The sequence below is a fragment of the Burkholderia sola genome, from assembly GCF_905400185.1.
GTDB classification, from domain to species: Bacteria; Pseudomonadota; Gammaproteobacteria; order Burkholderiales; family Burkholderiaceae; genus Burkholderia; species Burkholderia sola.
Genome location: NZ_FR989676.1, coordinates 738,712 through 758,594, shown reverse-complemented (window position 1 = coordinate 758,594; position 19,883 = coordinate 738,712). Strand labels below are relative to the sequence as shown.

Sequence of the window (19,883 nt, the reverse complement as noted above, 5' to 3'; positions counted from 1 at the left end):
GCCTCTGCGCATGGTCGTGCCGGCCCGTCTGCGTTTGCGATTAATCGCTGGCTATTCCGCCGGCACGTGATTCCTGAATAAGTTAAACAGCATCGTTTTTAAGAACGACGATGAAAATTATTTAAATAATAGAAATTGTTCGATTTTATTTTCGCTCGATCAAACAAGATGTCCGCAGCACCAAAACCCATTGGATCCACCCCATCGTTCAATGTCATGATGTTTGTGTGATTTATGACTGGCGCAGATTCTAGCGGAGGCAAGAGGCGTGACCCTTTATTCACACCCCGAAAATTCATCGAAAATGTAAAGCATTGCAATATAAAACCATGATCCGCGAATTCCGATTGCGACGCGTGATTTTATTTGGCAGGATTTTCATCGAGGGGCACGATTTTAAAACAACAAAGCGGTCGACAATTCAATTTACCGAAATAACGCGCGACGCTTGGCACCCCGTGGCAGGGAAGCTGGCTAGAAAAACAGGTAACGAGACGGCGAACGGGCGGCACCGTTCGCGATCATTGAATCAATCGCTTGTCCGGCAGCGTCGATGCGTCACTCGAACGAGCCGGGCGAATCCGACACGGGGCGGCCATGGCGATACTCAAGAAAGACGCGTCCGGAGAAGCATGCCTGCTCCGCGCGTATCACGTGTTCGGTCGCGACGACGCACGCTGCGACACGGTCATCCGGGACGGCTCGGTGTCCCGCGTCCATGCCCATATCCGCTGGATCGGCGGGTGCTGGGAGCTCCACGATCACAGCAGCAACGGCACATCGGTATCGGGCGTATCGCTGCGCGACGGCGAGCATGCGGTGCTGCAGCGGGGCGACGTGATCCGCTTCGGCAGGGCCGGCGTCGCGCCGTGGCGCGTCGAGTCGCTCGACGATCCGGCCGATACACTGTGGCCGATACGCGGCGCCGCCGCGCCGATCGTGCTCGCGCCGCGCCAGATCCTGCCGCCCCCCGCCGCGCAGCCGGTCACGATCGTCCGTTCGCCGGCCGGCGAATGGCTATGCGACGACACATTGCCGCCGCGCGCGCTCCATGACGGTGACGAAGTGTCGACCGGCGACTTCGCATGGCGCCTCGCCCTCGCGCGCCACGGCTCGACGGTGATGCTCGCCGCCCGCGCCGATCCGGCCGTGCCGGCGCAATTGCTCGAATTCTTCGTCAGCCGGAACGAGGAGCACGTGCGCATGCTGCTGCATGTCCGCGGCGGCGTGGTCGACCTCGGCGAGCGCGCCCATCACTATGGTCTCGTCACGCTTGCCCGCGCCCGCTCGGCCGACATGCAGGCCGGGTACGACGCCGCCACGCAGGGATGGATCGAACTCGACCGGCTCGCGCGCATGCTCGGCATCGACGCGTCCCATGTCAACGTGCAGATTCATCGCGCCCGAAGCCAGTTCGCGGCGCTGCCCGGGCTGGGCGCGAGCCAGCTCGTCGAGCGTCGGCGCGGCAGCGTCCGCTTCGGCGATGTTCCGTTCCGGATCATGCGCGGCGAGCATCTCGAATGCGAGTCGGTGCCGGCCGTCGGGCCGCGTATCGGCCTGCCGCGCGCGGTGCCGGCCCCGGTCGTCCAGTGCTCGTGAACGCGGGAGAACCGGCCGTGCTGACGAGCGCACCCCGCGCCGCCGCGGGACCACTCGCGCGTGAACCGCAGCGGCACGCGGTGCCTTTCGCGACGCTTGCCGGTAAATGGCATTACCGGCTCGGCGCGCTGCTCGGCGAAGGCGGCAACGGTGTGGTGTTTCGCGCGACCTGCGACGAGACGGGGCAAGCCGTCGCGATCAAGCTGATGCGCGACGACGCCGCGCTGATCGCGCCGGAGCGCATGCGCCGGCGCGCGCGCTTCCGGCGCGAGACGAGCCTGTGCGAGGCGCTGCGGCATCCGAACATCGTGGCGCTGCTGGACCAGGGGGAAGCGCCGGACGGGCGGCTGTTCGCCGTATTCGAACTGGTCGAAGGCCGGACGGTGCGCGACCGGCTCGCGGTGGACGGGCCGCTGTCGGCCGTCGATACCGGGCGGCTGATGACGGAGGTGCTCGACGCGCTCGCGGCCGCCCATCGGCGCGGCATCGTGCATCGCGATCTGAAGCCGCAGAACATCGTGATCGCGATGGCCGACGACGGGCCGCACGCGAAGCTGCTCGATTTCGGCATCGGTGCATTGCTGCCCGGTGCCGAAGACATCGCGCGCGAGACGGCGACGCTCGCGACCGAGGTGCTCGGCTCGCCACCTTACTGCGCGCCGGAGCAATTGCGCAACGAGCCGCCGACGCCCGCCAGCGATCTGTATGCGTGGGGCCTGATCGTGATCGAATGCCTGACGGGCGAGGTGGTCATGCAGGGCGCCAGTGTGGCCGAGATCGTCTATCGACAACTGAGCCCGGTGGATGTCGCGCTTCCGCCGTCGATCGCGTCGCTTCCGCTCGGCGCGGCATTGCGGGATGCGCTGAACAAGAATCCGCGCCAGCGCGCCGCGTCGGCCGAGGCGCTCGCGGCGCGGTTTCGTGCGCTCAACTTCGCCGCGCTCGTCGGCCAGTTCGACACCGCTCGCGCCGGCCGGCAGACGCGCTCGCGCCCGCTCGCGCCGCGCGGCGAAACGATCGTCGAGGCGGGCGAGTATCGGCAGATCACCACGCTGTGCTGCTGCGTGACGATTGCCGGAGAGGGCCGCGAACGCCATGCCGGAACCGAGCACGGCATCGCGCTCGACGGCTACGAGGAGCAGTGGCTGACGAAGTGCGCCGATATCGCGGTCGGGTATGGCGCGCATGCGGGCGGACAGCTCGGCGACACGCTGCTGTTTCATTTCGGTCTGCAGGGCGACATTGACCGGCCCGCCCGCCGTGCGGCGCGGGCGGCGCTCGACATGGTGCGCGTGGCCGAGCGCGCGCGGTTGCCGGCGCTGACGGCTGCCGGCGGGCATGCGGCCGGCGCGGCAGAAGGTTGGCGGGTCGAAGTGGCGGCCGCGATTCATGTCGGGCGGGTGCTCGCGCATGCGTCGCACATGTCGGGCGTATCGACGGCCGCCGCGGCGTCGCGGCTGCTCCGGCTGGCAGGCCCCGGACAGATCCTGATCAGCGACGATGCGCGGCTCGTGCTCGAACGGCATGCCGATGCCCGGCCGACCGCGTTGCGGCTGGCGCGGGCGGGCCTCGTGTCGCAGCCGGTTCATGAATTGCTCGGCGAGCGGCATGCCGATACGCCGTTCGATTCGCTCGATGCCGACAGGCGGACGCCCATGGTCGGCCGCGCACGCGAGCTCGACGCACTGCTGCGCGCGTGGCAGGACACGCATGGGCGGCATCGCCGCGCGGCGCGTGGCGAGCCGGTACCGCTCGGTGTGCCGAGGCTCGTCGTCGGCGACGCGGGCTTCGGCAAGTCGCGGCTCGTGCACGAGCTGTGCGAGGCCGTGCGGACACGCGGCCACGCGTTCGCGCAGTGCGGGTGCCTGCCCGAACGCGAGAATCATGCGTTGTTCCCGATCCTGCGGTTCATTGCCGCGCACTGGCATGTCGATGCCGAGCGCGCGCCCGGCATGGCGCTCGCGGCGATCGACGCGATGATCGCGCCGCTCGATTGCGATCATGCGGCGGCGCGTGTCGCGCTCGCGACCTGGCTCGGGCTGCCCTGCGATGCGAATGGGCTGCTGTGGTCGAGCGCGCGCGAGCAGCACGCACTGTTCGACGTCCTCGAACAACTGATCGTGTCGCTCGGCAACGGCGCGCCGGTGCTGCTCGTGATCGAGGACGTTCAGTGGCTCGATCGCTCGACCGAGGATTTTCTCGCGTATCTGCACCGCTCGCCGCGCGCAGCGGCACTGTGCATCGTGCTCACGTCGCGCCCCGACAAGCTCGCGCGCTGGCGCGGCGCGACCGACCGCGTGGTGCTGCGCCGCCTGCCGCGCGACGACGCGCAGCGCCTGATGTCGGCGCATCTGGGCCCGGGCGCGGCCGATCCGGCGTGGCTCGACCGGCTCGCCGATCGCACGGCGGGCATCCCGCTGTTCATCGAGGCCGTCGCGCGCGAACTGGCGGTGAGCGGCGCGGATGGTCTGCTCATCGAGCCATCGGCAACGGACCCGTATCCGTTGCCGCTCAGTCTCGGCGGCATGCTCGGTCTGGCGTTCGACCGGCTCGACGATGCGCGCGGTACCGCGCAGCTCGCCGCGACCATCGGGCTCGAAGTGGATGCGCAACTGCTCGCCGATGCGTCGCCGCACGACCGGGCCACACTCGACGCCCATCTGCGGCTCCTGCTCGAAGAACGGATCGTGTATGCGCAACATCGGCGCGATCGCGTGTTCTATGCGTTTCGCCATGCGCTGATTCGCGACGCCGCATACGAATCGATGCCGCCTGCCGTGCGGCGCGGCAACCATGCGCGTGTCGGCCGCGCGCTGCTCGCGCACGCCGATCGCGGCGCCGGTGCGCATGCGTTCGGCATCGCCGGGCACTTCGCGCGGGCAGGCGCATGCGCGGACGCGATCGCGCACGGCATCGACGCGGCGCGTCGCGCGCTCGAACGGTCGCGATACGACGACGCGATCCGCTACGGGCAGGCCGTGTTCGACTGGCTCGCCACCGCCGACCACGCGCAGCGCGAGCACGACAGCGCGCGCATCCGCGCCACGTTGACGCACGCGACGATGGCGCGATTCGGCTGGGCCGATCCGCAGGTACGCGAGCATGCGGAGCAGTTGCTGCGGCAGACGCAGACGCTCGACGATCCCGAACTCGAGATCAGCGCGTTGTGGACGCTGTCGACGTGCTACCACGTCGCCGGTGACCGCCCGACCGTGCGCCGGATCGGCAAGCGGCTCGACACGCTCGCGACCGAGCGCCGCGATGCGGGCGTGCAGGTGGCGGCGGACGCGATGCGCGGCATGAGCCTGTGGGTCGATGGCGACTATGCGCGCGCCCGTGTCGCGTTCGACGCGGTGCTGGCCGGCTACGACGTGCGACGCGATGCGGGGCACCGGCGCATCCTCGGGCTCGATACGCGCGCGTGGACGATGGCGTCGCTCGCCAGCGTGCGCTGGTGCATGGACGACGATCCCCAGCCGTCGCTCGCGATGGCGCGCGAAGCCGTGTATTGCGCGACCTGCCTCGATCATCTGCCGACGCTCGGCGTCACGATGATGTACCTCGCGCGCACGCATCAGCTTGCGGGCGACCGCGATGCGGCGCGATCCGTGTCGGAAGCGATTCTCCGGCTGGCGGACGCGCACCGGCTGCGCGCGGTCGGGCACTACGCCGCGACCATTCACGCGTGGACGCAACGCGATCGCGCGGGCGTCGTCGCGCATCTCGACGCGCAGCGGCAGTCGGGCGGCCTGCTCGGGCTGACCTACTACGCGTCGCTGCTTGCAGAGCTGGATGCCGAACGCGGCGACTACGACGCGGCGCTCGCGCAGATCGGGACGTGTCTCGCCTGGTGCGATTCGAGCGGGGAACGGTATTACGAAGCCCAGCTGTGGCTGAAGCGGAGCGAGTACTTGCGCCGTGCCGATCCGCGTTGCGGCGGGGTGGCCGCGCTGGACGCGTGCCGGCGCGCAGTCGAAATTGCAAGGACGGCGGGCATGGGCCGGATCGCCAGGCTCGCCGAAGCGATGTTGCAGTCGTTGCCGTAAGCAGTTCAAACCGTCATTCAGGAGAACAGACCGATGAGCAAGGATCTTCGATTGCCGACGTACGAACAGTTTCTCGAATACCGCGCGACCGTCATTCGGGCGATCGCCCTCGCCTGGCATTCACCGGCGTTTCTCGACAAGCTCGAGGCCGATCCGGTCCATGCGTTGCGCGAGCAGTTCGACTATCACTTTCCGTTCAAGCTCGACCTGAAGGTGCAGGTCAAATCGTCGGAATGGACGCCAACCGTCAACGGCGACTGGACGGCCGGCCAGAAAAACAAGCTCACGCTGTATCTGCCGCCCGCGCCGGCGGACGACGCGCAGTTCGCGCAGGCGCTGGCCGCGTACAACGCGGACCACATCACCATCATGGAATGACTCCGGAGAAACCGACATGGCAAAGGACAACGCCAATCCGACGCTCGAATCGATGCTGGAGTTTCAGAAGATCTATCTGCGTGCGATCGCGCTTTCGTGGCGCGATCCGGCGTTCAAGGCCGAATTGCTGGACCGGCCGCTGGATACGCTCGCGAAATACTTCGGCTATCAGTGTCCGTGGATCATCGACATCGACATCGAGAAGACGGGCGCCGATCATGGCTGGACGAGCGACGGGAAAGGCGGCGGGAGCTGGAACCTGCCACGCAACGTGATGACCGTCGGCATACCGGCGCAGCCGGCACGCCTGGACGAGGAGGCGGTGGCGCTCGCGGCCTACTGCGACGCGGGGCCGTGCTACCTGTTCACCTGCTGCTGACCGGGCGCGGCCGACCCGCGCACCGTCGCGCGGCCCGGGAGGGTTGCCGGGCCGCGCGACGTTTGTCCGACCCCGTCGCACGGAACCCGACGATGCTCGATGATCTCTCGCGCGTATTGCGCTTCAAGCCGCATTTGCTCGTGCTCGATGCCGGGCCCGAGACCCTGTTCGTCGTCGACGAATTCAAGCGCGCGATGCTGTCCGGCGCAATCTTCGTGCGGATCGCCGCGTGCCTGCGGGCGCGCATGACGACTGCCGAGATCGTGACGTCGCTTGCCCGCACGTTCGGCGAATGGGAGGTGCTTGCGCGGCTCGACCATCTGGTGCGGCGCGGCTACGTGCGCGCCGATCCGCCGCACGGCGACGACGCGGCGCGCGGTTTCTTCGAGCGCGCCGGGCTCGACGGCGACGCCGCGTGCGCGCGCGTGGCGCAACTGCGTGTCGCGGTGGAGACGTTCGGCGCGGACGGCGCGGCGCTCCGGCGCGCACTCGACACGGCCGGCATCGGCGTCGTGAAGGATGCCGAACTGACCGTCGCGATCGTCGATACGCACGACCGTGACGATCTCGCCGCGTGCGCCGCCCGCGTGGCGGCGCGCGGCGGTGCGCTGCTCGTCGTGGCGACCGGCGGCGTGCAGACGCTGATCGGGCCGTTGCTGGCCGGCAGCGGTAACGGCAGTGGCGTCGGCGCGCTCGCCGATGCGCCGTGCATCGAATGCGTGCGCTACTGGATTCGCATCAACCGGCCGGTCGAGGCGCTGCTGGCGCGCCATCATGGCAGCGACGCGACGCATGTGCCGCTGGCCACCTCGCGTGCGGGGGCCGCGGCGGCCGCGGCGCTCCTGGCCGCGACGGTCGAGCAGATCGCCGTCAATCGCGCGATCGCGGAACGTGCGCAAACGCACATCGTCGCGCATCGCCTCGACACGCTGGCCGTCGAACCGCACCGCGTGATCCGGCGACCGCAATGCCCGTGCTGCGGGAATCCCGCGTGGATGCGCGAGCAGGCGGCGCGTGCGCCGCGGCTCGCCGGGTCGGTGCCGTTGGCGCGCGCCGACGGTGGCTACCGGGCCGCCGAGCCGCAGCAGGTGTTCGCGCGCCACGCGCATCTGATTTCGCCGGTCAGCGGCGCAATCGCGTATCTGCATCCGATGCCGAAGCGGCACGCGGGCCTGCGCAAGGTCTATGCATCGGGTTTTCTCGTGTGCCCGGCTGCCGTACCGGACGGCAACCGGTTCGACAGGCTCTGCTCCGGCAAGGGCCGCACCGACGAGCAGGCTCGCACGAGTGCGCTGTGCGAAGCGCTCGAACGGTTCAGCAGCGTGTACCAGGGCGACGAGGCGACGGTGACCGGCAGCATCGACAGTCTGCGTGCCGATCCGGCTTGCGACGCCGAGCCGATCCATGTGAACGATCTTCAGCAATTCAGCGAACGGCAATTCGACACGCGCGACGCGATCAACGCATTGACACGCGATGTCCGCAAGCAGGTGCCGCCGCGCTTCACGCTGCGGGACGTCATCGACTGGACGCCTGCGTGGTCGCTCGTGAGCGGCCGGCGTCGCCTCGTGCCGTTGAGCTACTGCTATGCGGAAACGCCCGACAGTGCGCAGGCCGCGGCTGTGTGCGTGCACAACCCGAACGGCTGCGCGGCGGGCTCGAGCGTCGACGAGGCGATCCTGCAGGGCATGCTCGAATTGATCGAGCGCGATGCGGTCGCGATCTGGTGGTACAACCGGATCGAACGCCCCGGCATCGATCTCGCGAGTTTCGACGATCCGTATTTCGACGCGCTCGTGCACGAATACGCGACGTTCGGATGGCGGGTGTGGGCGCTCGACATCACGACCGATCTCGCGGTGCCGACCGTGGTCGCGCTCGCGGAAAATCTGCAGGACGGGCGTTTCTCGATTGGCTTCGGTTGCCATCCGGACGGCCGGATCGCGGTGCAGCGGGCGCTGACCGAGGTCAACCAGTTGCTCGATATCGCGGCGGATGCGCCCGATCCATGGGATCGCGACAAGCTTTCGTCGACCGGATTTCTGTATCCGGCGGCGAGCACGCCCGCGACGACGCATTCGACGTGGCAGTCGATCGATGCCGCGTCGTTGCCGGCGGCGATCGCGCAGTGCGTCGGGCGCATCGCGGCGGCCGGGATGGACGTGCTCGTCGTCGACAAGACGCGGCCCGACATCGGCTTGTCCGTGGTGCAGGTAATCGCGCCGGGGCTGTGCCATTTCTGGCCGCGTTTCGGCGCGCGACGGCTGTATTCGGTTCCGGTGGAGCGGGGTTGGCGCACGCAGCCGTGCGACGAAACGGCGCTGAATCCGGCGCTGCTGTTTCTGTGACCTGAGCGCGGAATCGTATTGTCGGCGAACAGCGCGGGCTGCCCAACGCCGACAACCCGCGCCGCATCAGAACCGCGTACTGAAGCCGATGCGCGCGATCGACTGCAACGCGCCGCTCGACGCGCCATCCGCATCCATCACGCCGTTGATCTGCGCGTGGCTGCCGTGGCCTGCGCGCTGATGCACGCCCGCGACGTACACCATCGTGCGCTTTGACAGCCAGTACTGGACGGCGGCGAGCACCTGGTGCGCATGCGCGTTGTCGAGCGTGTCGTTGCCTTTCATGTACGTGTAGCTCGCGCCGATCACCCATGCCGGCGACGGCCGCCACGCGGCACCGGCTTCCGCCGACCACGCGAGCGCGCCATTCCGCGCGTTGTGCACGGTCGTGAAGAGCGCCTTCCCGGTGACCGTGCCGACCGTGTAGTGCACGCCCGCGCCCCAGTTGCGCACGCTGGTGGGCGGCAGCCCGTCGGCCGCGCCGTATTTCTGGTTCGTATAGGCGGCGCCCGCGCCGAACGGGCCGTGGTCGTAGCTTGCGCCGACGCTGACCGTGTTGTTCGCGCCGATCGACCCCGCGACGTTGCCGAAGCCGTACAGCGCGCCGAAGCTCAGGCCCGACAGCGACGGGCTCGTGTACTTGACCGAATTCGCGACGCGATTGCTGCCGGCGACGCGATCCCAGTCGAATGCGCCGGTCGGATTGTTCGGCAGCGCGAGCCGGTCGAACGGCCCGTTGCGAAAACCGTACAGGCCGACGAGATCCTGCGCGATCTCGTTGCCGCTGGCGGCCAGCGCATCGACCATGAACTCGTACTGGTTGCCGAGCGTCAGCGTGCCGTACCGGTCGTTCTGCAACCCGACATAGGCCGTGCGCGCGAATAGCCCGCCGCCGATGATCGCGCCGTTGCCGAGCGAATACTGGTTGACGAGCCGAAAGATCGCCCGCGTGCCCGCGCCGAGATCCTCCTTGCCCTCGAAGCCGAGCAGGTTCGGAAAGAAGATGTTGTCGTCGAATTTCGCGGCGCCGTGGCCGCCTTGGTTGCTGACGTAGCTGATGCCGGCATCCATCAGCCCGAACATCGTCACGCTGCTCTGGGCGAACGCCGCCGCCGGAAGTGCGCAGGCCGCGAGCGCCAGAAAGGTCTTTTTCGTCATCTCCAAAGTGCTCCTCACATGATCCGATCGAGCCGGAATATTTTTAGTCGGACTACTGATTGATATGAAGAAACATGAACCGGGCGAACCCGGTTCAGCGACAGTCAAAGCAAGCCGTGGCGCGCAACGGGCATCAGCAGGCCTCGTCGATCCTCCGATGCGCCGCGCGCCATGCGCTAGACCGTCGAATACCCGCCGTCCACCGGCACGACCGCGCCGGTGACGAACGACGCGCCGGACGAGCACAGGAACAGGATCACTTCCGCGACTTCGTCGGCCGTGCCCCAGCGCCCGAGCGGCGTGCGCTCGAGGATGCGACGCGATGCCAGCGTGTCGGCCATCAGCCCGCTGCTGAGCGGCGTGTCGATCCAGCCCGGTGCGACCGCGTTCACGCGGATCGCATGATCGGCCCACGCTTGCGCGAGCGAACGCGTGAGCTGCGCGATGCCGCCCTTGCTCGCGCTGTACGCGGGCCGGTCCTTGCTGCCGAAGTACGTGTACATCGACGCGATATTGACGATGCTGCCGCCGTTGGTCGCCAGCGCGGGCCGCGCGGCGTCCGATGCCCGCATCACCGACGTCAGGTTCACGTTCAGCACGTGCTCGAACTGATCCATCCGGTATTCGTCCGCGTGGCGGCTGATGCCGACGCCGTTGACGAGCACGTCGAGCCGCGGCAGCGCGGCGATCGTGCGCGTCAGTGCATCGCCGTCGGCCACGTCGAGTTCCACGCAACGGATGCCGGCATGCACGGGCGCATGCGGGCCGGTTGCGTCGAGCCCGAATGCGACGACCGATGCGCCGGCCTGCGCGAACCGCAGCGCGGTGCGCGCGCCGATGCCCGACGTGCCGCCCGTCACGACGACGGACTGCCCTTCAAACGTCCACAGACGACTCATGCTCGACACTCCCGATGGTGGTGGCGCGGCGGGCCGGCCGCTGCGCGGGTGAAACGAGGATCTTGATCTGCGTGCGGTCGGCGAGCAGCGCGTCGAAGCCGTCGGCGACGGCATCTTCGAGCGCGACGGTGCGCGTGACGATCGACGTGAGATCGAGCGCGCCCGACGCGACGATGCGCAGCAGGTCTTCGTACGCATGCCGGTAGCCGACGCTCGCGGTGAAGGTCAACTCGTCGTTGACCGCGCGGAACGCGTCGAATCCGGCGTGCGGCATCAGGCCGACCATCACGACGCGACCGCCCTTGCGCAATGCCCGCATCGCCGATTCGAACGTGGCCTGCAAGCCGGCCGCTTCGAAGCTCGTATCGACGCCGAGGCCGCCCGTGGCCGCGCGAATCGCGTCCTGCAACGCGGACGCTTCGAGCTCGCGCGCGTCGAACGCATGGGTCGCGCCGAAGCGTGTGGCGGCCGCGAGCCGTTCGGGCGATACGTCGACGGCGACGATCGTCGCCGCGCCCTGCAGCTTCGCGAGCATGATCAGCAGCAGGCCGATCGGCCCGAGCCCGAACACCGCGCAGGTTTCGCCGAGCCGCAGCTCGCCGCGCCGCAACGCGTGCAGCGCGACGGCCGCCGGCTCCATCACCGCGGCCTGTTCGAGGCTCACGCCGTGCGGCAGGCGATGCAGCATGTAGGCCGGCACGACCGCGAAGTCGGCCATCCCGCCGTCGCCCATCAGCCCGGCGAAGCCCATCGACACGCACAGGTTGTACGACCCCGAGCGGCAGTACGCGCACTGGCTGCAGCGATACTCGGGCTCGACCGCGACGGGGTCGCCCGCGCGCAGCGTCGTCACGCGTTCGCCGACTTCGACGACGGTTCCACAGAACTCGTGGCCGAGCGTCAGCGGCGCGGTGCGGCGCGACAGCGGATGCGGCGCATCGACCGGAATCGCGTGCGGGCCGTCCGCGTATTCGTGCAGGTCGCTGCCGCAGATGCCGCAATACGCGACCGCGATGCGCACGTCGCCGGGGCCGACGCGCGGCGTGTCGATTTCCACGAGACGGACGTCGTGCGGGCCATGCCATTGAAGTGCGCGCATGTCAGCGTCCTCCGAGGTTCTGCGTGTCGAGACGGCCTGCGGCAGCGCCTGCGAGCGCGCGCTTGCGCAGCACGGCCGGTGCGGTTTCGACGAGGCCGAACGACAGCACGCACGCGAGGATCGCGCCGGCAGCCGACGTCCACATCGCGAACTGCAGGCCGTATCGGTCCGCCGCGAAGCCGGCGACGGTCGGCGCGACGAAGCCGCCGATCAGCTCGCCGGCGCCCATGATCAGCCCGAGCGCGCTCGCGATCGCGCGCGGCGGCACCGTTTCGGCCGGAATCGTCGCCATGAACAGCGTGAAGCAGCCGAGCCCCGTGTACGTGGCGAACACGAGTGCGCCGAGCGCCCACACCGAGCCGACGTGGATCAGCACGACCGGGCACGCGGCCGCGACCAGCGCGAACACGATCATCGTCGGCTTGCGGCCGATCCGGTCGGAGATCGCCGGCACCGCGAAGCCCCAGAACACCCACGCGGCGCCGAGGCAGGTCATCACGGCGCCCATGGCGGACGGCGACAGGTGGCGGCTTTCGACGAGGAACACCGGCGCGAACGAGATGATCACGACGAACCACGTGAGGAAGAAGCAACTGATCAGCACGCACAGCAGGATGTTGCGCTCCTTCAGCAGCGCCCAGCGGCTGACCGCCGCGCCGCTTGCGGCCGGTATTGCAGTGGTATCCGCCTGCGTGTGGCGCACGCCGCCGGGCGGTACTTCGCGCACCCAGCGCCAGATGCAGAACGCGATCAGGAAGCCCGGGATGCATGACACGTAGAACGCCTCGCGCCAGCCGTACGCGGTGGCGATGACGATCACGACCGGCGGGCCGATCATCGCGCCGAGCAGGCCGGCGGCCGAGCCTTGCAGCAGGCCCATGTTCAGCCCGCGGCGGCTCGGCGTCGAACTCTCGACCATCAGCGATTGCGACAGCGGCAGCACGGGGCCTTCGGCGATGCCCATCAGCGCGCGAAATGCGATCAGGCTCGCGAAGCCGCCGACGAGGCCCGACAGCGCCGAGCACACGGAAAAGCCGAGCACGGCCGCGACCAGCAGCGGCTTGCGGGTGCCGCGCGCGTCGGACCACGCGCCGGTGGCGGCGCCCGACAGCGCCCACGTGAGCGCGAGCGCGGACGACACCATGCCGAGCTGCGTGTTCGTCAGGTGCAACTCGGCCGACATGAACGGGAACAAAAACGACAGCGCGAGGCGGTCGAAGAACACGAAGCCGAACGTCATGAACAGGATCAGCAGCAGCCGGTTCTCGTACGTCAAGGCGGGTCTGCAAAAGGAAGGGGACGTCATCGTGAGCCTCGCCGCGCGTCAGCGGAACAGCTTCTCGATCGCTTGCGCGCCGAGGCCGACCTTCTCGTAATGCGCCTTGCACATCGCGATGTACGAATGCACGTCGAAGTAGCCGTCGGGATTGCCTTCGTCGTCGAGCCAGATCAGCGGGCCCGTGACGATGAAGAACGCGCGCATCGGCTCGGGGTGATCGAACGCGACGAGCGTGTGGCCTTCGCCCGGCGTCTCGTACACGAAATCGCCGCGCGTCGCGGTCCATTCGTGCTCCAGGTAGCCCCATTTCCCCGACAGCGTGTACGCGAACACCTCGTGCGGGTGATAGTGCCGGTTCACGAGCCCGGCTTCCTTCGCCATCAGGATGTCGCACCATTTGTTCTGCGACGGCGAGATCCACAGCGGCCGCGACGAAACCGTTTCGGTGAACGGAACGTAATAGCGCTCGTCGTCGGTGGCCGCGTTCGGGATGTAGGCCTCGGGCAGCGCATCGGGCTTGAACGGATTGGCAATCGCCGGGATGTTTTGCCAGAATTCGGATACGGCTTTGTCGACCACGGTTGTCTCCTTGTATGGGTTGTCGTGGGCTCGACTTTAGCCAGCCGGTGTGCGCCGCTCTTGACTGGGCTGGACGAATTGCTTGACCGCGCCGGACATTGCAGCGCACCAAAAATCCAGACGAACCATCCCCCAATCCGTGCCGCTCCGCACGACAGGCGCCCGCAGGAGGCGATGTGACGAATTCGACCGTTCTTTCATGCACGCGAGGCTCGACGGCCGACGTGCCGGCGCGCGACAGGATGGCGTACTGGGATGCATTCAACGCGGCGACGCTGGTCGGCCTGCGCTGCTCGTCGCTGTCGCCGGCCGGGCTCGAAGCCGAGAAGACCGACATCGCGCTGCCGGGCCTCGGCATCGCCGACATCAGCGGGCAGGACCACGTGATCGAACGCAGCCCCGCGCTGGTGCGCCAGTTGCCGAAGGAGTCGCTGTTCGCGTGCCAGATCGTGAGCGGGCGCGCCTATTTCATCCAGCACGACCGGTGTCTGCTCGCGGAAGCCGGCGATGTGGTCGTCTACGACACGCGCGTGCCCTATCTGTTCGGATTCCTGACGCCGATGCGGCAGCTGCTGATCGATATCCCGATCACCACGTTCGACGATCGCCTCGATGCGGCGCTGGCCGCGCTGCCGCTGCGGATCGCGCCGAAGCCGGGCGCGGGCGCGATGCTCGGCGCGACGTTGCGCGCGAGCGTCGAGCGGTTCATGAAGGCGCCGGTCGAGCGCGACGCCGCGCGATTCGCCGAGCACACGCGCACGCTGATCGCGGAACTCGTCGACACGGAAGTGAACGGCGCGGGCACATCGCGCGCGTCGCTGTCGTACCTGCTGACCGCGAAGCAGTACATCGCGACGCATCTCGGCGAGCCGGAGCTCGCGCCGCAAGCCGTCGCCGATGCGGTCGGGCTGTCGCTGCGGCATCTGGGCCGCCTGTTCGCGGCGGAAGGCGAATCGATCACGCAGCACATCTGGTCGGAACGGCTGTCGCACGCGCACCGCGAGCTGACCGACGCACGGCTGCGCAAGACGAGCATCGGCGAGATCGCGTTTCGCTGGGGATTTTCGAGCCAGGCACACTTCAGCCGCGCGATCCGCGAGCGCTATGGCGCGTCGCCGATGACGCTGCGCGATGCGGCGCGTGAGGCCGGCAGTTGACGCCGGTTTTCCGGTGGGTTCGGCGGCAGCGGCGCGCGCATGACGCGCCGCTTTCGTTTTCGGGGCGATGTAGCGCGCATCGCGTCACTCCGCCAGCATGAACGCCGCACAGCGCTCCGCGATCATGATCGTCGGCGCGTTCGTGTTGCCGGACACGATGCGCGGCATCACCGACGCATCGCAGATCCGCAATCCGTCGACGCCCTGCACCGCGAGACGCGGCGTGACGACCGCGTGCGCGTCGCTGCCCATGCGGCACGTGCCGGCCGGGTGATAGACGGTTTTCGCGCGACGCCGCACGTAGTCGGCGAGCGTGGCATCGGTCAGCGGCTCGGCTTCGCGGACGATGCGCGCGAGCGACGGTGCGCGCAGGATCCGCCGCGCGAGCGCGACGCCGCGCACGAGGCCGTCGACGTCGGCCGGATCGGACAGCGCGCCGCTGTCGAACCGGATCGGCGCGGCCGGATCGTTGCCGCGCAGTTGCACGCGGCCGCGCGAACGCGGCCGGAGCAGGCACGGATTGATCGACAGGCCGTGGCCGGGCAGCGGTTCGCGATCGACGTCGCCGACCAGCGTCGGCAGCACGTGGAACTGGATGTCCGGGCGGCCGCTGCCCGTCGTGTCGACGAATGCGCCCGATTCGACGACGTTCGACGTCAGCAGGCCCGAGCGGCACAGCATCCATTGCAGCCCGTGCCGCAGGGCCTTCCACCCGCGATCCTCGCCCAGCAGGCTGACGGGCGCATCGCTGCGGCCGTAGATCGACACTTCAAGATGGTCCTGGTAGTTCGCGCCGACTTCCGGGCTGTCGTGCAGCACGTCGATGCCATGTGCGTGCAGATGCGCGCCGGGCCCGATGCCCGACAGCATCAGCAGCTTCGGCGTGCTCAGTGCGCCGGCCGCGAGCACGACGTCGGCGCGCGCGGCGGCCGACCCCGTCGCGCCGCTCGCGGTGCGCCATTCGACGCCGGTCGCGCGGCGGCCGTCGAACCGGATGCGCGTCACGCGGCAGCCGGTCAGCACGCGCAGGTTCGGATCGGCGATCACGTCGGCCAGATAGGTGGCCGCGGTGCTGCCGCGCTGCCCGTCGAAGATCGTCGTGTGATAGAAGCCGACGCCATGCTGCGCGGCGCCGTTGAAATCGTCGTTGTACGCGATGCCGGCTTCCTGCGCGGCCTTCACGAACGCGCGGCTCAGCGGATGCCGGAAGCGCGTGTCGCCGACCTTCAACGGCCCGTCGGTGCCGTGGTACGGCTCCGAGAGCCGCAGATGCGATTCGGCGCGCTTGAACACGGGCAGCACGTCGTCCCAACCCCAGCCGGTGCAGCCGAGCGCGGCCCAGTCGTCGTAGTCGTCGCGCGTGCCGCGCACGTACAGCATCGCGTTGACCGAGCTGCCGCCGCCGAGCGTGCGGCCTTGCGGCACGTAGGTCTTGCGTCCCGCCGCGCCCGGCTGCGGCTCGCTCTCGAACGTGACCGTGCGCTGCGTGCCGAGCACGCGGATGAACGTCGCCGGAATCCGGATGAACAGGCTGTCGTCCTTCGGGCCGTCCTCGAGCAGCAGCACGCGCCGGCCGGCCTTCACCAGCCGGTGCGCAACCGCGCAGCCGGCCGACCCGCCGCCGACGACGATGTGGTCGTACGTCTCCATCCCGCTTCTTCTCCTGGCTGTCGGGCGGCGGAACGGATGCCGCCGCGCACGAAGCCAGCTTAGCGAGCAGGTTGGGGCCCTATTTGACCGAGGCGGACGCCGTGCTTGCCTCGCCGGGACATCGCAGGGAGTGGCGGTGGCAGCGGCGAGTATCGGCCTAGGGCGTGAACACGCCCTAGCACGCTCCGGCCGGCGCGCGCGTGTCGCTCGGCGTCTCGCCGAACCGCGCGCGATAGCTGCGGCTGAAGTGCGCGCTGTTGTTGAAGCCCCAGCGGAACGCGATCTCGCTGACCGTCAGGTGCTTCAGCGATCGGTCGCGCAGATCGGCGCGGCAGCGTTCGAGCCGCCGCGCGAGAATGTAGCGCGTGAGCGGCATCCCCTCGATCTCGAAGATGCGCGCGAGCTGGCGCGGCGACAGGTTGATCGCACGGCTGACCAATCGGCTGTCGAGGTCGTCGTCGGCGAGATGGCTGTCGATGAACGCCTTCGCGCGCGACAGCGTGTGGACCGTCGACTTCGTCGGTGACGCGTCACCGTCGTGCAGCCGCAGCATCGATTGCACGAGGTCGAGGATCGCGGCGGCGCGCCGTTCGCGCGCGTCGGGCGTCGGCTCGGGCGGCGCGGCGAGCAGCGCAACCACCTGCCGCACGGCCCACGACGCGACGCCGTCGCCGCGGTCGATCTTGACGAGGCTGCGGTAGCGCCACGGGCCGACGCGCGCCTCGAATACGTCGCGCGGCACGTCGAGCACGGTCATCGCCATGTCGGCGGGAAAGCCGTGACCGTACGGCATCGACGTGTCGTACAGCACGAGGTCGCCGGGCCCGTGCTGCATGCAGTCGACGTCCTGGAACGTATAGCCGTGCCCCTCGTGCATCACGCAGATGAACACGGCGTCGCGCTGGTCCGCGTGGATGTTGTGCGGCGTGCGCACGACCGCGTGCCGGTTCGCGACGATGTCGCACGCTCGGAACAACCCGAGATCGCGTTTGCGCAGCGACGCATCGATCCCTTCGGACGACCTTCCGCTGCATTCGATCCGCACGAGCGTGCGCGCGACATGGTCGACCCAGAAGTCGACGCGCTCGGCGCCGCGTACGGCGCGCGTCGAGATCGTGGCGATCTCCGTGCTGGTGTCCGGCATGACGTTCTCCCGATGACGGCCCGAGCGGGGCAGTCTCGGGCACGCCGAACGCCGCGGTCAATCCGTGAAAGACCCGGGGCACGCGCGTGACGCGCTTGCAGCGGGGCGCGGCGGGCGATTGCGCGGTCGATGTCCGTCCGGGTCAACGAAAGCGGCTGGGCGAGTCAAGACACGTATGCGGCTTTGGGGTAAGCGTGACCGGCCTACTTCGACTTCGATGAAGACGACGGCAGCCCGAGCGACACGTTCTGCTGGTAGCCCATCTTGCCGCCGCGGAACTCGACGCTCACGTGGCCGGCCGGCTGCGTGTCGGCGACATTCGCGTAGATCGACGTCATCACCATGCCCGCGTCGCAGTCGAGCGCGATCGTGCGATCGACGCGGCCCGTCGCAATGTTCACGGCCCGCAGCGACTGCATCGCGATGCCGCACTTGTCGGACAGCGCGTAGACGCCGACCAGCATGTGCGTCTTCGTGCGATACCACATCGGGATATCGACGCTGCCGTCGAGTTGCAGGTGCTGCGTATCGGTGTCGTTCAGCCGGCCGACTTCGTTCAGCGTGATCGGCAGCGTCTTGCGGCCGTCGTCCCACGTGCCGGTTGCCGTTTTCCCGACGACGACGAGCGCGATCGGGCAGGGCTTCGGCCGTGACGGCGCCGCGGCCGGCACGACCGGCGAGTCGGCATTCGATGCGGGCGATGACGCTTCGCACAGCGTCAGGCGGCCGTCGGGCTCGCGGTGGCCGCGCAACGGGATCGGTTTGCGATGCGCGTCGTAGTAGTAGCTGCCGTCGACGCGCCAGCGGCCCGCGTCGTTGTGGTTGATCGCGTCGTAGGTCTGCACGGACACGTGCACCGGCGCGTTGCCGATCGTGCCGATGTAGTTCGCGACTTCGTACCAGCCCGCGAAGGATACGGCCGGTGCGCAGGCGAGCAGCGCGGCGATCGTTGCGACGAGCGGACGGCCATGACGGACGTAACGGGAACGGCGGGCAAGGTGGTTCATCGGCGGTTTTTATGTGTGGTTTTGATTCGGCGCGAAGAAACCCGGTCGAGCCCCGCGGCCATCGGATGCTCGCCATTGTATCCATCCGTCCTGCATGACTCGCAGGCAAGCCGCGGAACCGCCTGCCCGTGCGATTCCGTCGGCCTGCCGCCGCCCCTGACCTCAAGGCGCGCTGGCTTCGTCGATCCGGCGGATGTCGTCCCGATCGAGCGTGACGCGGATCGCTTCGCCGAGCAGCGCGAGTTGCTCGAGCGACGTCGCGCTCGCGATCGGCGCGGTGATCGTCGGCCGCGCGATCTGCCATGCGAGCGCGATCGCGGCCGGCTGCGTGCCGTGCTTCGCCGATACGGCGTCGAGCGCGGCGAGGATGCGCAGGCCGCGTTCGTTCAGATAGCCGGCGACGCGATCGCCGCGCACGCTCTTCTTCAGGTCGGCCTCGCTGCGGTACTTGCCCGACAGGAACCCGCTCGCGAGCGCGTAGTAGTTGACGACGCCGAGCTTCAGGTCGCGCACGACCGGCTCGAGATCGCGTTCGTAGTCGGCGCGGTTGAGCAGGTTGTATTCGGGCTGGATGACCTGGTACGCGGGTAGCCCGTCGCGCGCGCTGATGGCGGCGGCTTCGCGCAGGCGCGCGCCGCTGTAGTTCGACGCGCCGAGGATGCGTACCTTGCCCGCGTCGATCAGCGTTTGATACGCGCCGAGCGTTTCTTCGAGCGGGGCCGTGTCGGCCAGATCGCGGTGCGAGAAATACAGGTCGATGTAGTCGGTCTGCAGGCGGCGCAGCGAATCGTCGGCGGCCTTCAGGATGTTGTCTTTCGACAGCCCCGCGCGCGTGCCGAGCATGCCGACCTTGGTCGCGATCACGACCTGCTCGCGCTTGCCGGAGCGCTTCAGCCACTTGCCGATGATCGTTTCCGATTCGCCGCCTTGGTTGCCGGGCGCCCAGGCCGAATAGACGTCGGCCGTGTCGATGAAGTTGATGCCGGTGTCGGCGAGTGCGTCGAGCAATGCGAACGATGCGTTCTCGTCGACGGTCCAGCCGAAGACGTTGCCGCCGAACGCGAGCGGCGAAACCTGGATGCTGGATGTACCGAGGGTGCGATGTGCCATGTTCCTCTCCGATAACGGCAGGTAACGGGATTGAACTGCGGGATGGGTCGA

Annotated in this window: 15 protein-coding genes; 6 read left to right on the top strand and 9 right to left on the bottom strand. The window is 68.6% G+C overall.

Going from position 1 to position 19,883, the window contains the following annotated elements:
* The first annotated feature begins 597 nt into the window (after positions 1-597).
* From KR541_RS19955 to KR541_RS19935, 5 genes are all read left to right on the top strand, one after another.
* Complete coding sequence (locus KR541_RS19955; protein WP_050017208.1) at positions 598-1,599, top strand: FHA domain-containing protein; 1,002 nt, start codon at positions 598-600, stop codon at positions 1,597-1,599.
* Complete coding sequence (locus KR541_RS19950; RefSeq protein WP_216089748.1) at positions 1,596-5,645, top strand: TOMM system kinase/cyclase fusion protein; 4,050 nt, start codon at positions 1,596-1,598, stop codon at positions 5,643-5,645. The genes KR541_RS19955 and KR541_RS19950 overlap by 4 nt, the downstream gene beginning before the upstream one ends.
* A gap of 33 nt (positions 5,646-5,678) precedes the next feature.
* Positions 5,679-6,023: a BMA_0021/BMA_0022 family TOMM bacteriocin gene (locus KR541_RS19945; RefSeq protein ID WP_124557164.1), complete on the top strand. Its 345-nt coding sequence runs from the start codon at positions 5,679-5,681 to the stop codon at positions 6,021-6,023.
* A gap of 16 nt (positions 6,024-6,039) precedes the next feature.
* On the top strand, positions 6,040-6,402 hold the full coding sequence (locus KR541_RS19940) for a BMA_0021/BMA_0022 family TOMM bacteriocin (protein WP_050017206.1): 363 nt from the start codon (positions 6,040-6,042) through the stop codon (positions 6,400-6,402).
* Positions 6,403-6,494: 92 nt separating this feature from the next.
* Positions 6,495-8,750 (top strand): TOMM precursor leader peptide-binding protein, encoded by a 2,256-nt coding sequence (locus KR541_RS19935; protein ID WP_216089747.1) that lies wholly within the window; start codon positions 6,495-6,497, stop codon positions 8,748-8,750.
* A gap of 66 nt (positions 8,751-8,816) precedes the next feature.
* Here the strand turns inward: KR541_RS19935 and KR541_RS19930 are convergent, their stop codons facing one another.
* The 5 genes from KR541_RS19930 to KR541_RS19910 form a co-directional block, all read right to left on the bottom strand.
* The gene (locus tag KR541_RS19930) at positions 8,817-9,908 is read right to left on the bottom strand and encodes a porin (RefSeq protein WP_216089746.1); all 1,092 of its coding nucleotides are present in this window, start codon (positions 9,906-9,908) and stop codon (positions 8,817-8,819) included.
* Positions 9,909-10,084: 176 nt separating this feature from the next.
* Positions 10,085-10,807, bottom strand: coding sequence for an SDR family NAD(P)-dependent oxidoreductase (locus KR541_RS19925; protein ID WP_050017203.1), 723 nt, complete (start codon positions 10,805-10,807; stop codon positions 10,085-10,087).
* Positions 10,785-11,906, bottom strand: a complete 1,122-nt coding sequence (locus KR541_RS19920) for a 2,3-butanediol dehydrogenase (RefSeq protein ID WP_050017202.1) — start codon at positions 11,904-11,906, stop codon at positions 10,785-10,787. Before KR541_RS19920 ends, KR541_RS19925 begins: the two co-directional genes overlap by 23 nt.
* Before the next feature lies 1 nt (position 11,907).
* Complete coding sequence (locus tag KR541_RS19915) at positions 11,908-13,212, bottom strand: MFS transporter (RefSeq protein WP_216089745.1); 1,305 nt, start codon at positions 13,210-13,212, stop codon at positions 11,908-11,910.
* An 18-nt stretch (positions 13,213-13,230) separates the two neighbouring features.
* Positions 13,231-13,764 carry a 2,4'-dihydroxyacetophenone dioxygenase family protein gene (locus tag KR541_RS19910; RefSeq protein WP_050017200.1) on the bottom strand — a complete coding sequence of 178 codons (534 nt, stop codon included), beginning with the start codon at positions 13,762-13,764 and terminating at the stop codon, positions 13,231-13,233.
* Positions 13,765-13,940: 176 nt separating this feature from the next.
* On the opposite strand from KR541_RS19910, the gene KR541_RS19905 reads away from it, so the two are divergent.
* Entirely contained in the window at positions 13,941-14,921 is a 981-nt protein-coding gene (locus tag KR541_RS19905) for a helix-turn-helix domain-containing protein (RefSeq protein ID WP_050017199.1), read from the top strand.
* 84 nt (positions 14,922-15,005) lie between these two features.
* On the opposite strand, the gene KR541_RS19900 is transcribed toward KR541_RS19905, so the two are convergent.
* The 4 genes from KR541_RS19900 to KR541_RS19885 all read right to left on the bottom strand — a co-directional run bounded on the left by KR541_RS19900 (position 15,006) and on the right by KR541_RS19885 (position 19,832).
* Positions 15,006-16,571 carry a GMC family oxidoreductase gene (locus KR541_RS19900; RefSeq protein ID WP_216089744.1) on the bottom strand — a complete coding sequence of 522 codons (1,566 nt, stop codon included), beginning with the start codon at positions 16,569-16,571 and terminating at the stop codon, positions 15,006-15,008.
* 175 nt (positions 16,572-16,746) lie between these two features.
* Complete coding sequence (locus tag KR541_RS19895) at positions 16,747-17,715, bottom strand: helix-turn-helix domain-containing protein (RefSeq protein ID WP_050017197.1); 969 nt, start codon at positions 17,713-17,715, stop codon at positions 16,747-16,749.
* A 203-nt stretch (positions 17,716-17,918) separates the two neighbouring features.
* Positions 17,919-18,722 carry a hypothetical protein gene (locus tag KR541_RS19890; RefSeq protein WP_050017196.1) on the bottom strand — a complete coding sequence of 268 codons (804 nt, stop codon included), beginning with the start codon at positions 18,720-18,722 and terminating at the stop codon, positions 17,919-17,921.
* 162 nt (positions 18,723-18,884) lie between these two features.
* Positions 18,885-19,832, bottom strand: a complete 948-nt coding sequence (locus KR541_RS19885) for an aldo/keto reductase (protein WP_050017195.1) — start codon at positions 19,830-19,832, stop codon at positions 18,885-18,887.
* Positions 19,833-19,883 lie beyond the last annotated feature (51 nt).

What these genes read in the sequence shown, in the direction of transcription:
- KR541_RS19955 (WP_050017208.1), top strand. Translation starts at nt 598, where the DNA reads ATGGCGATACTCAAGAAAGACGCGTCCGGAGAAGCATGCCTGCTCCGC.
- KR541_RS19945 (WP_124557164.1), top strand. Translation starts at nt 5,679, where the DNA reads ATGAGCAAGGATCTTCGATTGCCGACGTACGAACAGTTTCTCGAATAC.
- KR541_RS19940 (WP_050017206.1), top strand. Translation starts at nt 6,040, where the DNA reads ATGGCAAAGGACAACGCCAATCCGACGCTCGAATCGATGCTGGAGTTT.
- KR541_RS19935 (WP_216089747.1), top strand. Translation starts at nt 6,495, where the DNA reads ATGCTCGATGATCTCTCGCGCGTATTGCGCTTCAAGCCGCATTTGCTC.
- KR541_RS19930 (WP_216089746.1), bottom strand. Translation starts at nt 9,908, where the DNA reads ATGACGAAAAAGACCTTTCTGGCGCTCGCGGCCTGCGCACTTCCGGCG.
- KR541_RS19925 (WP_050017203.1), bottom strand. Translation starts at nt 10,807, where the DNA reads ATGAGTCGTCTGTGGACGTTTGAAGGGCAGTCCGTCGTCGTGACGGGC.
- KR541_RS19920 (WP_050017202.1), bottom strand. Translation starts at nt 11,906, where the DNA reads ATGCGCGCACTTCAATGGCATGGCCCGCACGACGTCCGTCTCGTGGAA.
- KR541_RS19915 (WP_216089745.1), bottom strand. Translation starts at nt 13,212, where the DNA reads ATGACGTCCCCTTCCTTTTGCAGACCCGCCTTGACGTACGAGAACCGG.
- KR541_RS19900 (WP_216089744.1), bottom strand. Translation starts at nt 16,571, where the DNA reads ATGGAGACGTACGACCACATCGTCGTCGGCGGCGGGTCGGCCGGCTGC.
- KR541_RS19895 (WP_050017197.1), bottom strand. Translation starts at nt 17,715, where the DNA reads ATGCCGGACACCAGCACGGAGATCGCCACGATCTCGACGCGCGCCGTA.
- KR541_RS19890 (WP_050017196.1), bottom strand. Translation starts at nt 18,722, where the DNA reads ATGAACCACCTTGCCCGCCGTTCCCGTTACGTCCGTCATGGCCGTCCG.
- KR541_RS19885 (WP_050017195.1), bottom strand. Translation starts at nt 19,832, where the DNA reads ATGGCACATCGCACCCTCGGTACATCCAGCATCCAGGTTTCGCCGCTC.